The organism is Rhodanobacter geophilus, from assembly GCF_040812275.1.
Lineage (GTDB): Bacteria > Pseudomonadota > Gammaproteobacteria > Xanthomonadales > Rhodanobacteraceae > Rhodanobacter_A > Rhodanobacter_A geophilus.
Genome location: NZ_JBFOHL010000015.1, coordinates 42,906 through 57,190, shown reverse-complemented (window position 1 = coordinate 57,190; position 14,285 = coordinate 42,906). Strand labels below are relative to the sequence as shown.

The window sequence follows — 14,285 nt, the reverse complement described above, 5'->3', positions numbered from 1 at the left end:
CTTGCGCCGGCCCGCGTCGTTTCGGGTCTCGTGAAGTAAGCTTGGGCGAGCCTACAAGCCCCGCTTGCCCCATGAACACACGCCCCGCCATCAGCCCCGAACTGCGCGAATGGATACTCGCCACCAGCCACGCCGGGCACAGTCCGCAGACCGTGGCCGAACTGATGCGTGCGCATGGCTACGATCCGCAGCGCAGCCGCTCCATCGTGGCGGAAGTGCTGGAGCTGCCGCCGGCGGCCGTGCTCGCGGATGCCGATGCACCGCTCGTGCGCCGCACGAGGCACCCCGCCGCACCGCTGGCGGAAGCGGGCGACCGCAAAGTGAAGGTTGCGCTCAGCATGGACAAGCCTGCACTGCGCGTACTCGACGACTTGCTGTCAGGCGAGGAATGCGAGGAGCTGATCGCGCTGGCCACCCCGCACCTGGCTCGCGCGCTCACCGTGAACGCAACCGGTGGCCAGCAGGTGGATCACCGGCGCACCAGCGTGGGCATGTTCTTCAAGCTGGGCGAGTTGCCGCTGGTGGCGCGGCTCGAACAGCGCATCGCCGAACTGCTCGATATCCCGGTGAGCCATGGCGAAGGACTGCAGATCCTGCACTACCTGCCCGGGCAGGAATACCAGCCGCATTACGACTGGTTCGATCCGGAGCAGCCCGGCTATGCCACGATCACCGCGCGCGGCGGCCAGCGCATCGCCAGCGTGGTGATGTACCTCAACACGCCCGAGGCCGGCGGCGGCACCGCCTTCCCCGAGGTGGGGCTCACCGTCACCGCGCTGCGCGGTTCGGCCGTCTATTTCGCCTACGAGGCAGGCGACGCCAGCTCGCTGCACGCCGGCCTGCCGGTGCAGCGCGGCGAGAAGTGGATCGCCACCAAGTGGCTGCGCGAAAGGCCGTATTGAGCGAAAACCCGCATCTTCCTTGCCTGCTTGCAGGGGCATCCCGGCCGCGGGACCGTCCTTCCCGGGTCCCGGCATTCAGTGTCCGCCGCTGCATCGCAGCAGCCTTTTGCCGTATCCTTGCGGGCTTTCTCCCCCTCGAAACACGCGCAAGGACATCCCCATGGGTTTGCACCTGGTCCCTGCCGGCCGCAACGTGCCGGACGAAATCAACGTCATCATCGAAATCCCCAAGGATGCCGAGCCGGTCAAGTACGAGGTGGACAAGGACTCCGGCGCGATCTTCGTCGACCGCATCCTGTCCACGCCGATGCGCTATCCGTGCAACTACGGCTACGTGCCGGGCACGCTGGGCGGCGACGGCGACCCGCTGGACGCGCTGGTGATCCTGCCGCTGCCGCTGACCGTGGGCTCGGTGATCCGCTGCCATCCGGTCGGCATGCTGAAGATGACCGACGAGGCCGGCAGCGACGAGAAGCTGGTGGTGATCCCTTCGCCCAAGGTGTTCCCGGGCTACGCCCACATCAGCGACATGAAGGGCGTGTCGGCGCACTGGCTGCAGCGCATCGGCCACTTCTTCGAGCACTACAAGGACCTCGAGCAGGGCAAGTGGGTGAAGGTGGAAGGCTGGGAAGGCGCCGATTCGGCGAAGGCCGAGATCACCGCCGGCATCGCGCGCTACGAGGCAGCCAAGGCCTGAACGCATGCACGAAAACGGCGCGTCGCCTCGCAGCGACGCGCCGTTTTCATGTCCGTGCTCAACCTGCCCGCGCGCGCGGCTTGCGCGTCGCGGCCACCCTGCCACGCTCCCACGGTGGCGGATCGCCCAGTTTTTCGACCAGGAAGTCCACGAAGGCGCGCACGCGCGGCGGCACCAGCCGGCGCTGCGGCGTCACCGCCCAGATGCCGCTTTCGGGCAGCGCGTAACCGGGCAACACCACTTCCAGCCGGCCCGCCGCGAGTGCCTCGTGCACGTGCCACAACGAATGCACGGCGATGCCTTGCCCGGCCAACGCGGCATCGCGCACCGCTTCGCCCAGCGTGGTTTCGAAACGCCCCTGCACGCGCACCGCGTGTTCGTGGCCGCGGCGGTCGATGAAACGCCATACGTCCTGGCCGGACAACAACACGCACTCGTGCCGCGCCAGCTCGGCGGGCGTGCGCGGGCGTCCATGCCGGCGCAGGTAGCCGGGCGAGGCGCACAACACGCGCCGGTTCGCGGCCAGCTTGCGCGCGACCAGGCTGGAATCGTTCAAGGCGCCAATGCGGATGGCGAGGTCGTAACCCGCGCCCACCACGTCCACCATCTCGTCGCTGAGGTGGGCGAACAGGCGCAGCTTCGGGTGGCGCGCCAGGAACTCGGGCAGCAGCGCCGAGATGTATTCGCGACCGAAGGCCGCCGACATGGTCACGCGCAGCGTGCCGGTCACGTCGCCGGCGCTCTGGCTCAGGCCCGCGGTGAGCGCATCGAGATCCTCCACCAGCGCCCGGCCCTGCTCGGCCAGCAGGCGGCCCTCCGGCGTGGGGTGCAGGCGGCGCGTGGTCCGCTGCAGCAGGCGCACGCCCAGGCCGCGCTCCAGCCGCTGCAAACGCTGGCTGGCGACCGCCACCGAGAGATCGAGGCTGCGCGCGGCGGCGCTGATCGAGCCCTGGTCCAGCACGCGCAGGAACAGGGCGAGGTCGTCGAGGCGGTCCATGGCTTTCAATGATTCATTGAAAATGAATCGCCATCTTGGTGGTTTCCGCTGACAGTGCAAGTGCCCAGACTGCACGCATTCCACCGCACAGAATCATCCGCATGGCCCCCACCCGCACTCCGCCGGCGTTGTACGCGCTGGCCGTCGGCGCCTTCGGCATCGGCACCACCGAATTCGTCATCATGGGCCTGCTGCAGCAGGTGTCCGCCAGCCTCGGCGTAAGCATCGCCACGGCAGGCCTGCTGATCTCCGGCTATGCCTTCGGCGTGTTCGTGGGCGCGCCCGCGATCACGCTGGCCACGCGCCGGCTGCCGCGCAAGGCCGTACTGCTGGGATTGATGGCCATCTTCACCCTGGGCAACCTCGCCTGCGCCCTGGCGACCAGCTATGCCGCACTGATGGCTGCGCGCGTGCTCGCTTCGCTGGCCCATGGCACCTTCTTCGGCGTGGGCTCGGTGGTGGCCACCTCGCTGGTGCCGGAGCAGCGCCGGGCTTCGGCCATCGCCACCATGTTCAACGGCCTCGCGCTGGCCACGCTGGTCGGCGTGCCGGTGTGCGCATGGCTGGGCCTGCACCATGGCTGGCACGCGGCGTTCTGGGCGATCACCGCCATCGGCGTGCTGGCGGTGGCGGCACTGGCCATGTGGTTGCCGGACACGCACGACGACGTCGCGCCGGTATCGCTGGGGACGGAACTGCACGCCATCGCGGGTGCGCCGGTGCTGATTGGCCTCGCCACCACGGTGTCCGGCTTCGCCGGCGTGTTCGTGGTCTATACCTTCATCGAGCCGCTGCTCACCCGCGTCACCGGCTTCGGCGATGCGATGGTGTCGCCGGTCCTGCTGGTGTTCGGCCTGGGCATGGCCATCGGCAATCCGCTGGGCGGCAAACTGGCGGACCGCAACCTCGCCAACGCCATGGTCGGCACATTGGCGGCATTGGCCGTGGTGCTGGTGGCGTTCGGCTTCGCGATGCATGCGCGCTGGACGATGGTGCTGTTCACCGGCCTGCTCGGCATGGCGATGTTCGCCACGGTGGCGCCATTGCAGATGTGGATACTGCGCCGCGCTGGCGACGCCCCGAGCCTCGCATCCAGCCTCAACATCGGCGCGTTCAACCTCGCCAACGCGCTGGGCGCGTGGCTGGGCAGCGAAGCCGTGGCGCGCGGCGCCGGCCTCGTCGCGTTGCCATGGATCGCGGCACTGGTGACTGTCGTCGGCATCGTCTTGGCTGCCTGGGCGCTGCGCGGCCATCGCGCTTCGCAGGCTGCCGTGCCCTGCCCTCAGGCCTGATCCCTCCTCCCCATCTTCGGAGCTTCGTCATGGAATACCGCTTTCTCGGTCGCTCGGGCTTCAAGGTGCCCGCGCTCGGCTTCGGCACCGGCACCTTCGGCGGCCGGGGCCCGTTGTTCAGCGCCTGGGCAGCACCGGCGTGGCCGAGGCGAAGCGCCTGGTCGACATCTGCCTCGACGCCGGCGCCAACCTGTTCGACAGCGCGGACGTCTATTCGGACGGCGCTTCCGAGGAGATCCTCGGCGCCGCGCTGAAGGGCCGGCGCGAGCACGCCATCCTCTCCACCAAGCTCACCCTGCGCAGCGGCGATGGTCCGAATGACGTGGGCGCCTCGCGCCACCACCTGGTCGCCGGCGTGGACCGCGCACTGAAGCGCCTGGGCACGGACTGGATCGACCTGCTGCAACTGCACCACTTCGACGCGATGACGCCGGTGGACGAGGTGATGTCCACGCTGGATGACCTGGTGCGCGCGGGCAAGCTGCGCTACCTCGGCGTGTCGAACTACTCGGGCTGGCAGATCGTGAAATCGCAGGCCGCTGCCGAACGTCACGGCCGTGCGCGCTTCGTGGCCAACCAGAGCTACTACTCGCTGATCGGCCGCGACTACGAATGGGATCTGATGCCGGCAAGCCAGGACCAGGGCCTCGGCGCCATCGTGTGGAGCCCGCTGGGCTGGGGTCGGCTCACCGGCAAGATCCGTCGCGGCCAGCCGCCGCCTGCCGGCAGCCGCCTGCACGACACCGCCGGCTTCGCGCCGCCGGTCGACGGGGAGCGCTTGCATCGCGTGATCGATGCGCTGGAAAGCGTCGCCGCGGAAACCGGCAGGAGCGTGCCGCAGGTGGCGATCAACTGGCTGCTGCAGCGACCGACCGTATCCAGCGTGCTGATCGGCGCACGCAACGAGGCCCAGCTCATCGACAACCTCGGCGCCGTCGGCTGGAACCTCGCGCCCGCGCAGGTCGCCGCGCTCGATGCCGCCAGTGCGGTGGTGCCGCCCTATCCGCACTACCCTTACTGGAACGGCATGTTCGCCGAGCGCAATCCGCCGCCGGTGGCTGCCCACCCCGTCCCCATGGAGCCGAAAGCATGAAAGCCGTCGCCCTCACCCGCTACCTGCCCATAGCCGATCCCGCATCGCTGCAGGACGTGGAGTTGCCGAAACCCGTGCCAGGCGCGCACGACCTGCTGGTGCGCGTGGAGGCCGTGTCGGTGAACCCGGTCGACACCAAGCTGCGCTCGCCCAAGCCACAGGTGGAAGCGCAACCCAAGGTGCTGGGCTACGATGCCGCGGGCGTGGTCGAAGCGGTCGGCGCCGAAGCACCGGGGTTCCAGCCCGGCGACCGCGTCTACTACGCCGGCGACGTCACGCGCGCGGGCAGCAACGCCGAATTCCAGCTGGTCGATGCGCGGCTCGCCGCGGCGATGCCGCGCCCGCTGGATTTCGCCGATGCCGCCGCGCTGCCGCTGGTGGCGATCACCGCGTGGGAGCTGCTGTTCCAGCGCATGCCGTTCGACAGCGAACACGGCGGCGAGGGCAAGTCGCTGCTGGTGATCGCCGGCGCGGGCGGCGTGGGTTCGATCGCGATCCAGTTGGCGCGGCGCGCGGGCTTCAGCGTGATCGCCACTGCCTCGCGTCCCGAAAGCGCCGACTGGTGCCGCGCGATGGGCGCGCAGCACGTGGTCGACCACCGCGAGCCGCTGGGCCCGCAGCTCGCCGCACTGGGTTTCGCGCAGGCCGATGCCGCACTCAACCTCGCCGACACCGACCGCTACTGGGACGCGCTGGGCGAACTGCTGGCGCCGCAAGGCCACGTCGGCCTGATCGTGGAGCCGAAGGGCGCGCTGAAGATCGGCGACCCGTACAAGGCCAAGTGCATCGGCATCCATTGGGAAATGATGTTCGCGCGCCCGCGCTTCCGCACGCCGGACATGGGCGAGCAGGGGCGCATCCTCGCCCGCGTGGCGCAATTGATCGATGCCGGGGAACTGAAGAACATCCGTCGCGACACGCTGTCGCCGATCAACGCCGCGAACCTGCGCGAGGCGCATCGCCGGCTGGAATCGGGCAGCAGCATCGGCAAGCTGGTGTTGGCCGGCTGGTGATGCGCCGCGGGCCGGCGCATGGCCGACCCGCGGGGGGGCTCGCCCGGCGCGGCGATCAGCCGCGCTTGCGTCCGCCCTTCTTCCCTTCCGCGCGGCCACCGTGCGCAGGCGCCGGCTTCGCCGGCTCGCCCTTCTTGCCCAGCTGTTCCAGCAGGGTGTTCATGTCCTCGGCATGCTCCTCCTCCATCGCCAGGATGCTTTCCAGCACGCGGCGGGTGGTGGGGTCGGCGCCGCCCACGTAGTCGATCATCTCGCGGTAGCTGTCGATGGCGATGCGCTCGGCGACCAGGTCCTCCTTGATCATGTCCACGATGTCCTCGCCTTCCACGTAGTCGGAATGGCTGCGCGTGAGCAGGCCCTCGGGCGACAGGTCGGGCTTGCCGTCGAGCTGGGTGATGCGCTCGGCGATCTGGTCGGCGTGGCCCTGCTCCTCGTTGGCGTGCTGCAGGAACTCCTGCTTGATCGCCTGCGCGTGGATGCCCGAGGCCATGTAGTAGTGGTACTTGTAACGCAGCACGCAGACGATCTCGGTGGCCAGCGCGTGGTTGAGCAGCTTCACCACCGTCCCGCGGTCGGCCTTGTAGCCGGCGGTCATCGCGCCCTTGTCGATGTCCTGGCGCGCACGCTTGCGGATGGCCTCGATGTCACTGACGAAGGGCTTGGCTTTGGACATGGCTGGCTCCTGTGGCTGATCGCTGCCCGCAACGGGCATGGTTCTCCAGCCTAGGCAGCTGCATGAAAAAGCCGGGTGAAGACATCGCCCGGCTCTTTCAGACCCATGCACATGCGAGTCAGGCCTTGCGATACACCTCGGCACCCTGCGCGCGGAATTCGGCGGCCTTCTCGGCCATGCCTTCGGCCAGCGCCTCGGCTTCGCCGGTACCGTGCTCGGCGGCGTAGTCGCGCACGTCCTGGGTGATCTTCATCGAGCAGAACTTGGGGCCGCACATGGAGCAGAAGTGCGCGGACTTGTGCGCGTCCTTGGGCAGCGTCTCGTCGTGGAATTCCTTGGCCTTCTCCGGGTCGAGGCCGAGGTTGAACTGGTCGTCCCAGCGGAACTCGAAGCGCGCCTTGCTCAGCGCGTTGTCGCGCACCTGCGCGCCCGGATGGCCCTTGGCGAGATCGGCCGCGTGCGCGGCGATCTTGTAGGCGATGATGCCGTCGCGCACGTCCTGCTTGTTCGGCAGGCCGAGGTGTTCCTTCGGCGTCACGTAGCAGAGCATGGCGGTGCCGAACCAGCCGATCATCGCCGCGCCGATCGCGCTGGTGATGTGGTCGTAGCCCGGCGCGATATCGGTGGTGAGCGGCCCCAGCGTGTAGAACGGCGCCTCGCCGCACTTCTCCAGCTGGCGGTCCATGTTCTCCTTGATCAGCTGCATCGGCACGTGGCCTGGGCCTTCGATCATGGTCTGCACGTCGTGCTTCCACGCGATCCGGGTCAGCTCGCCCAGCGTGTCCAGTTCGCCGAACTGCGCGGCATCGTTGGCGTCGGCCACGCAGCCGGGGCGCAGGCCGTCGCCGAGGCTGAAGGACACGTCGTAGGCCTTCATGATCTCGCAGATGTCCTCGAAGTGCGTGTAGAGGAAGTTTTCCCGGTGGTGCGCCAGGCACCACTTCGCCATGATCGAACCGCCGCGCGAGACGATGCCGGTGACGCGCTTGGCGGTGAGCGGCACGAAGCGCAGCAGCACGCCGGCGTGGATGGTGAAGTAGTCCACGCCCTGCTCGGCCTGCTCGATCAGCGTGTCGCGGAACAGCTCCCAGGTCAGCTCCTCGGCCACGCCACCCACCTTCTCCAGCGCCTGGTAGATCGGCACCGTGCCGATCGGCACCGGCGAGTTGCGCAGGATCCATTCGCGCGTCTCGTGGATGTGCTTGCCGGTGGAAAGATCCATCACCGTGTCGCCGCCCCAGCGGATCGACCACACCATCTTCTCGACTTCTTCCGCGATGGACGAGGTCACCGCCGAGTTGCCGATGTTCGCGTTGATCTTGGTGAGGAAGTTGCGGCCGATGATCATCGGCTCGCTTTCCGGGTGGTTGATGTTGGCGGGGATGATGGCGCGGCCGCGCGCCACTTCGTCGCGCACGAATTCCGGGGTGATGATGCGCGGGATCGCCGCACCGAAGGATTGCCCCGGATGCTGCACGCGCAGCGCGCTGTCGCCCAGCGCCTCGATGCGCTGGTTCTCGCGGATCGCGATGAATTCCATCTCCGGCGTCACTTGCCCCAGGCGCGCGTAGTGCATCTGGGTGACGTTGGCGCCAGCCTTGGCGCGGCGCGGCACGGGCAGCTGCGGGAAGCGGATCGCGGCCAGCTCCGGCGCGCTTGCGTGGCGGCGGCCGAACTCGGAACTGCGCCCGTCCAGCGCCTCGGTGTCGCCGCGCTCGGCGATCCAGGCCGCGCGCAACGCCGGCAGGCCGGCGGCCAGGTCCACCTGGTAATCCGGATCGGTATACGGACCGGAAGTGTCGTAGACGGTGATGGCGGGATTCTTCTCCACGCCGAACATCGCCGGCGTGTCGGCCTGCGCGATCTCGCGCAGCGGCACGCGCAGGTCGGCGCGGCTGCCAGCCACGTGGGTCTTGCGCGAGCCGGGAATCGGCCGGGTGACGGCTTCGGAGAGTTCCTGCGCTGCGCGCGCGAGATCGGAGAGCTGGGCATTCATCGGCTGGGGTTCCGGCTTGGCTTGGGTCTGCGGCTTCTGATGAGGAGTCCGCACAGGGGCGTGCGGGCTCTTGCGAAGGGATTCGCATGAGGTAACTGAAGCAGCGGCGCCGGACGCACGCAAGCAAGACACCGTGCGGCGAAGCTCCCTACACCGGTGCTAACCGGATCAGGTTCGAAGGGACTCTCTCAGCCGACCGTTGCGCCGGCACCCCCGCTTCTGGAGCGGCTATTCAAGCACGAAGGGGGATCGGCCGCGAGTGCAACCCGTGCGACGCGGTTCAGCGCGGCGCGTAGGCACGGAGGAAAGTCGTCACGCCGGCACGGGCGGTGGCCTCGATCTCGGCGGCGTAGCTCTCGCTGCAGTCCACGCAGCCGAACATGCGGCGCATGAACAGGTCGCCCTTGATCAGCGCGAAGAACTGCACGCAGGCGCGCGGCACGTCGTCGATGGCGAGCTGGCCGGCGTCGATCGCCTGCTGCAGCAGGCGTTCCATCAGGCCATGTGTGCGCAGGGTGCCTTCTTCCCACAGCAGGCGGCCGAAACGCGGGTTGCCCTGGCGGCAGTCGCCGAGGATGGCGCGGAAGGTGCCCACGGTTTCCTGGTCGCAGTCGAGTCGGGCGTGGATCAGCGCCACGCGCAGCAGGGTCTGCTCGATCGGGGCCTGCGGGTCGTGGTCGTAGGTGTTTTCCGGCAGCAGGTCCTCGATGCGCGCGCGGATCACCTCGCGGAACAGGTTGTCCTTGTCGCCGAAATGGCTGTAGACGGTGAGCTTGGAAACCCCGGCCTCGGCGGCGATCGCGTCCATGCTGGTGCCGGCGAAGGCGTTGCGGATGAACAGGGCCTTGGCCGCGGCAAGAATGGCCGCGCGTTTCTCCAGGTCCTTCGGTCGCCCTGGTCCCTGCGACCTCACTGGCGAGATGCTGCTCATGGCTAAGCCTTCCCAAAACGGTACATGGACTTTATTATACGCACTGGTTCAATTATTTCCAGTCGAGGGGCGGCCGAAGTGTCCGCGGACACCGCCCCGGGCATGACTTGCGTCAGCGCATCTCGGTGACTTCCGGCACTTCGTGACACACCGCGCGGGCCGCAGTCTAGTCATTGTCGAGGCGAGGCCAAGCCCTTATGCTTTCAGGTCTTTTTTCGACACTCACGGAACCTTGGCAGACATGGCGATGAACTTCGAGCAGGCGCGGACGAACATGGTGGAAAACCAGGTGCGTCCCTGGGAAGTGCTGGACGGCCGCGTGCTGGAGATCCTCGGCCGCGTGCGGCGCGAGGATTTCGTGGCACCCGAGCATCGCCAGATCGCCTTTGCCGACCTCTGCCTGCCACTGGGCCACGGCGAGGTGATGATGAAGCCGGTGCTGGAAGGTCGCGCGCTGCAGGCGCTGGAACTCAAGGCCAGCGACCGCGTGCTGGAGATCGGCACCGGCTCGGGCTTCCTCACTGCCTGCCTTGCCGGACTCTCGGCCGAGGTCGTCAGCGTCGACATCCATGCCGACTTCACCGCGACCGCCGGCCAGCGCCTGCAGGCCGCCGGCGTGACGAATGCGCGGCTCCACACCGGCGAGGCCGTGCTCGGCTGGCAGCCGGACGGCTTGTTCGACGCCGTGGTCGCCACCGGTGCGGTGGCCGAGACGCCGGCGCGCTGGCTGGGCTGGCTGAAGCCCGGTGGCCGCCTGCTGGTGATCCACGGCGCATCGCCCGCGCAGCAGGCCGTGCTGATCGTCCGCGAGGGCGAGGGCCGCCAGCGCGAGGAAAGCCTGTTCGAGACCGACCTGCCCTACCTCACCCACGCCGCGCCAGCACCGCGTTTCGTGTTCTGAATGCCCACCGACCGACATCGACTTTCCCCACGAGGCAACCCATGCGTTTGAAGCTGCTCACCCTGGCATTGACCCTGGCCGCTGTCTCGCTGCCCAGCCATGGCGAAGACCTGCTGGATGCCTATCGCGAGGCACGCGCCAACGATCCGGTGCTGGCGCAGGCCGACGCCACCCGCCTCGCCACCGGCGAAGGGGTCAACCAGGCGCGCGCGCTGCTGTTGCCGCAAATCAACGGCAGCCTTTCGCTGAGCCAGACCACGGGTGGCGGCAACGAACGCATCCAGGATCCGAACAACCCCAACCAGTTCATCAACACCAGCACGTTCGGCCACAGCCGCACGCGCAGCCTCAACGCCAACCTCAGCCAGACCGTGTTCGACTTCAGCAAGTACGCCAACCTCAAGGCGGCGCACTCCTCGGCGAACGCGCAGGACGAGCTGTACCAGGCCGCGCTGCAGAACCTGTTCGTGCGCGTCGCCACCGCCTACTTCACGGTGCTCACCGACGAGGACCAGCTCACCTTCGCCAAGGCCAACGAGGACGCGTACAAGCAGCAGTACGAGCAGTCCAACCAGCGCTACAAGGTGGGCCTGTCGGCGATCACCGACGTCTACCAGGCCAAGAGCTACTACGAAGGCGCCAAGGCGCAGACCATCTCCGCGCAGAACACGCTGGACAACGACCGCGAGGCGCTGAGCCAGATCACCGGCAAGCCCACCGGCGCGCTGAAGAAGCTGCGCGACGAGCTGCCGATGGGTGCTCCCGACCCGTCCGATCCGGACGCCTGGGTCAAGCAGGCGCTGGCCAACAACCCCAACCTGCTCGCACAGGAGCAGAACGTGCAGGCCGCCGAGCACAACGTCACCGCGGCGCGCGCCGGCCACCTGCCCACGATCACCGCCAACGTCAGCTACGGCAAGAGCGCGAGCTGGTACGAAGACGCGGCGATCCACTCCAATACGCCGTCCTCGACCACGATCGGGCTCACCCTCAACGTGCCGATCTTCTCCGGCGGCCTCACCCAGTCGCAGGTGCGCCAGTCCATCTACAACCGCGATGCCGCGCAGGACTCGATGGAAATCGAGCGCCGCCAGGTGAAGGCGAGCGCGCTGAACTACTACCGCTCCGTGCTGGCCGGCGTCAGCCAGGTGGAATCGGGCAAGGCCGCGGTGGATTCGGCGCAGAAGGCGCTGGACGCCACCCGCGCGGGCTTCGAGGTGGGCACGCAGACCATGGTCAACGTGCTGCTGGCGATCCAGACCCTGACCCAGGCGGAAAGCAGCTACTCGCAGGCACGCCACCAGCTGGTGCTCAACCGCCTGCTGCTGAAGCAGAGCGCCGGCACCGCCAGCCTCAGCGACCTGCAGGACATCAACGCGCTGCTGCAGTGAGCGCTGCCGCAGGCACGGATGACGACGGCCGGGCACATGCCCGGCCGTCGTCTTTTCGGCACCCGGTCATTTCCGCAACTGCGCGTCGATCAGCTGCATCAGCCGCCCCACCGCGCCGCGCTCGCGCTCGAACACCTGTTGCGCGGCCTGCCCCATTTCGCGGCGGCGCGCATCATCCCGCAGCAGGCCGAGCACCGCCCCGCCCAGCGATCCGCTGTCCGGCACGCGCAATGCACCGCCATGCTCGATCAGGCTGGCGGTGATCTCCTCGAAGTTGAAGGTATGCGGCCCCACCAGCACCGGCGTGCACAGCGCGGCCGGCTCCAGCACGTTGTGGCCACCGATCGGCACCAGGCTGCCGCCCACGAAGGCCAGCCCCGCCGCGGCGTAGAACGGCATCAGCTGGCCCATCGCGTCGATCACGAAGACCTGGTTCGATGGCACGGGTGCGGCGTCGGCGCTGTAGGTGCCGATGGCGAAACCCAGGCTGCGCACGGCGTGCTCCACCGGCCGGAAGCGCTCGGGATGGCGCGGCGCGATCAGCAGCAACGCGTCGGGCAGGCGCTTGAGCACCGCGAGGTGCGCCTCCAGCACGGCCTGCTCCTCGCCCTCGTGGGTACTCGCCGCGATCCACACCGGCCGCCGCGCGCCCCAGTGCCCGCGCAGTCGCGCACCGGCCGCCAGTGCGTCCTGCGGCACCGGCATGTCGTACTTGAGATTCCCGCATACCAGCACGCGCTCGGCCGGTGCACCGATCAGGCGATAACGCGCCGCATCGGCACGCGACTGCGCGGCGACCAGGCTCACGCAACCCAGCGCCGCGCGCACCATGCCGCGCAGCGGCCGCGGCTGGTAGCCGCGCAGCGAGCGTTCGGACAAGCGCGCATTGACGATCATCAGCGGAATGCCGCGGCGGCGGCAGGCGAAATACAGGTTCGGCCAGATCTCGGTCTCCACGATCAGCGCCAGCCGCGGCCGCACGCCGCGGAGGAAACGGTGCACCGCATACGGCAGGTCGTAGGGCAGGTAGATGTGGAACACGCTGCCGCCGAACAGCTGGCGCACGCGCGCGGTGCCAGTGGGCGTCACGGTGGTCACCACCAGCGGCGTGTCGGGATGGTCGCGCTGCAGCGCCTTGATCAGCGGCTCGGCCGCGTTCACCTCGCCCACCGACACTGCATGCACCCACAGGCTGTCGCGCAGGTTCAGCGGCGCCTTGAAGAAACCGAAGCGCTCGGCCCAGCGCCAGTAGTACGGCCGCGAGCGGAATCCGCGCAGCGCCAGCCGCAGCACGATCAACGGCGTCACCAGATACATCGCGAGGGTGTAGAGATAACGCAACGGCGGGCTCCGGTAACAGCGCACGAGTATACGGGAGCGGCCATGCGCCCCCGGCTCGTCCATTACAATGCCGCGGATGCCCGGCACCCCGCGCCCCGACTTCCACCGCCCCCTGCTCGCGCCGCGCCACTGGCCGGCATGGCTGGGCGTGGGCGTGATCCGGCTGGTGGCGCTGCTGCCGTATCGCGCACTGATGGCGTTGGGGCGGGCGCTCGGGGCACTGATCGCGCGCGTGCCGTCCGCACGTCGCCCGGTGGCAGCGACCAACATCGCGCTGTGCTTTCCGGAACTCGACGCGGGGGCACGGGCCGCGCTGGTCGACGGCCATCTGCGCGACATCGGCCTGATGCTGATGGAATTCGCGCTGGGTTGGCTGGGTTCCGACCGCGCCATCGAACGCGTGCCGCTGACGATCGAGGGGCTGGAGCATCTCGAAGCCGCCCGCGCACAAGGCCGCGGCGTGCTGCTGGTGGGCGGCCACTTCTCGCATCTCGAACTGTGCGCGCGGCTGGTCTCGCAGCGCATCCGCATCGCCGGCATGTACCGCCGGATGGATTCGACGGTGTTCGAATGGGTGGTGCTGCGTGCGCGCCTCGGCTACGCCGACGCGATGTTCGACAAGGACGACATCCGCGGCACGGTGAAGTACCTGCGCGCGGGCGGCACGCTGTGGTACGCGCCCGACCAGGACATGCGCAGCAAGGACAACGTGTTCGTGCCGTTCTTCGGCGTGCCTGCCGCCACCATCACCGCGACGCATCACCTGGCACGACTGTCCGGCGCGGCGGTGATCCCGTTCTCCCACCGGCGCCTGCCCGGCGGCAGGGGCTACGTCCTGCGCCTCGGTGCGCCGCTGGGCGATTTTCCCGGGGCAAGCACGCTGGACGACACCGCACGCATCAACGCCTGCATCGAGCAGATGGTGCGCGAGGCACCCGAGCAATACCTCTGGGTGCACAAGCGCTTCAAGACCCGCCCGCCGGGCATGCCGCCCGTGTACTGAGACGCTGAACGCTCGTTCAACGGCGCCAAAAACCGGCGCACCTGTCCAGCGTCAT

Annotated in this window: 12 protein-coding genes, 1 pseudogene and 1 riboswitch; of the genes and pseudogenes, 8 read left to right on the top strand and 5 right to left on the bottom strand. The window is 68.6% G+C overall.

Translation table 11 applies throughout. The features are described from left to right. Positions 1–71: 71 nt before the first annotated feature. Positions 72–902, top strand: a complete 831-nt coding sequence (locus ABQJ56_RS15110; protein ID WP_367845848.1) for a 2OG-Fe(II) oxygenase — start codon at positions 72–74, stop codon at positions 900–902. A 160-nt stretch (positions 903–1,062) separates the two neighbouring features. Continuing rightward, positions 1,063–1,599 (top strand): inorganic diphosphatase, encoded by a 537-nt coding sequence (gene ppa / locus ABQJ56_RS15105; RefSeq protein WP_367845847.1) that lies wholly within the window; start codon positions 1,063–1,065, stop codon positions 1,597–1,599. A gap of 58 nt (positions 1,600–1,657) precedes the next feature. On the opposite strand, the gene ABQJ56_RS15100 is transcribed toward ppa, so the two are convergent. Next, the gene (locus tag ABQJ56_RS15100) at positions 1,658–2,596 is read right to left on the bottom strand and encodes a LysR family transcriptional regulator (protein WP_367845846.1); all 939 of its coding nucleotides are present in this window, start codon (positions 2,594–2,596) and stop codon (positions 1,658–1,660) included. A gap of 101 nt (positions 2,597–2,697) precedes the next feature. On the opposite strand from ABQJ56_RS15100, the gene ABQJ56_RS15095 reads away from it, so the two are divergent. The 3 genes and pseudogenes from ABQJ56_RS15095 (at position 2,698) to ABQJ56_RS15085 (ending at position 5,994) form a co-directional block, all read left to right on the top strand. After that, positions 2,698–3,888, top strand: a complete 1,191-nt coding sequence (locus ABQJ56_RS15095) for an MFS transporter (protein WP_367845845.1) — start codon at positions 2,698–2,700, stop codon at positions 3,886–3,888. A 29-nt stretch (positions 3,889–3,917) separates the two neighbouring features. Beyond that, positions 3,918–4,981 (top strand): annotated as a pseudogene (locus ABQJ56_RS15090) (aldo/keto reductase). After that, positions 4,978–5,994, top strand: coding sequence for a zinc-binding alcohol dehydrogenase family protein (locus ABQJ56_RS15085; RefSeq protein WP_367845844.1), 1,017 nt, complete (start codon positions 4,978–4,980; stop codon positions 5,992–5,994). Before ABQJ56_RS15090 ends, ABQJ56_RS15085 begins: the two are co-directional and overlap by 4 nt. Before the next feature lie 55 nt (positions 5,995–6,049). Here the strand turns inward: ABQJ56_RS15085 and ABQJ56_RS15080 are convergent, their stop codons facing one another. The 3 genes from ABQJ56_RS15080 to ABQJ56_RS15070 all read right to left on the bottom strand — a co-directional run bounded on the left by ABQJ56_RS15080 (position 6,050) and on the right by ABQJ56_RS15070 (position 9,594). Next, complete coding sequence (locus ABQJ56_RS15080; protein ID WP_367845843.1) at positions 6,050–6,667, bottom strand: ferritin-like domain-containing protein; 618 nt, start codon at positions 6,665–6,667, stop codon at positions 6,050–6,052. 118 nt (positions 6,668–6,785) lie between these two features. Next, positions 6,786–8,663 carry a phosphomethylpyrimidine synthase ThiC gene (gene thiC, locus ABQJ56_RS15075; RefSeq protein WP_367845842.1) on the bottom strand — a complete coding sequence of 626 codons (1,878 nt, stop codon included), beginning with the start codon at positions 8,661–8,663 and terminating at the stop codon, positions 6,786–6,788. Positions 8,664–8,791: 128 nt separating this feature from the next. Beyond that, a riboswitch (TPP riboswitch) is annotated at positions 8,792–8,888 on the bottom strand. A gap of 55 nt (positions 8,889–8,943) precedes the next feature. Next, a complete protein-coding gene (locus ABQJ56_RS15070) occupies positions 8,944–9,594 on the bottom strand; it encodes a TetR/AcrR family transcriptional regulator (RefSeq protein ID WP_367845841.1) in 651 nt (216 codons plus the stop codon). Between the two features lie 241 nt (positions 9,595–9,835). On the opposite strand from ABQJ56_RS15070, the gene ABQJ56_RS15065 reads away from it, so the two are divergent. After that, positions 9,836–10,495, top strand: coding sequence for a protein-L-isoaspartate O-methyltransferase family protein (locus ABQJ56_RS15065; protein ID WP_367845840.1), 660 nt, complete (start codon positions 9,836–9,838; stop codon positions 10,493–10,495). 41 nt (positions 10,496–10,536) lie between these two features. Next, positions 10,537–11,886 carry a TolC family outer membrane protein gene (locus ABQJ56_RS15060; RefSeq protein ID WP_367845839.1) on the top strand — a complete coding sequence of 450 codons (1,350 nt, stop codon included), beginning with the start codon at positions 10,537–10,539 and terminating at the stop codon, positions 11,884–11,886. 66 nt (positions 11,887–11,952) lie between these two features. On the opposite strand, the gene waaA is transcribed toward ABQJ56_RS15060, so the two are convergent. Continuing rightward, the gene (gene waaA, locus ABQJ56_RS15055) at positions 11,953–13,227 is read right to left on the bottom strand and encodes a lipid IV(A) 3-deoxy-D-manno-octulosonic acid transferase (RefSeq protein ID WP_367845838.1); all 1,275 of its coding nucleotides are present in this window, start codon (positions 13,225–13,227) and stop codon (positions 11,953–11,955) included. 67 nt (positions 13,228–13,294) lie between these two features. Here waaA and lpxL point away from each other — a divergent pair, with 67 nt between their 5' ends. Beyond that, positions 13,295–14,230 carry an LpxL/LpxP family Kdo(2)-lipid IV(A) lauroyl/palmitoleoyl acyltransferase gene (gene lpxL, locus ABQJ56_RS15050; RefSeq protein ID WP_367845837.1) on the top strand — a complete coding sequence of 312 codons (936 nt, stop codon included), beginning with the start codon at positions 13,295–13,297 and terminating at the stop codon, positions 14,228–14,230. The last annotated feature ends 55 nt before the right edge of the window (positions 14,231–14,285 follow it).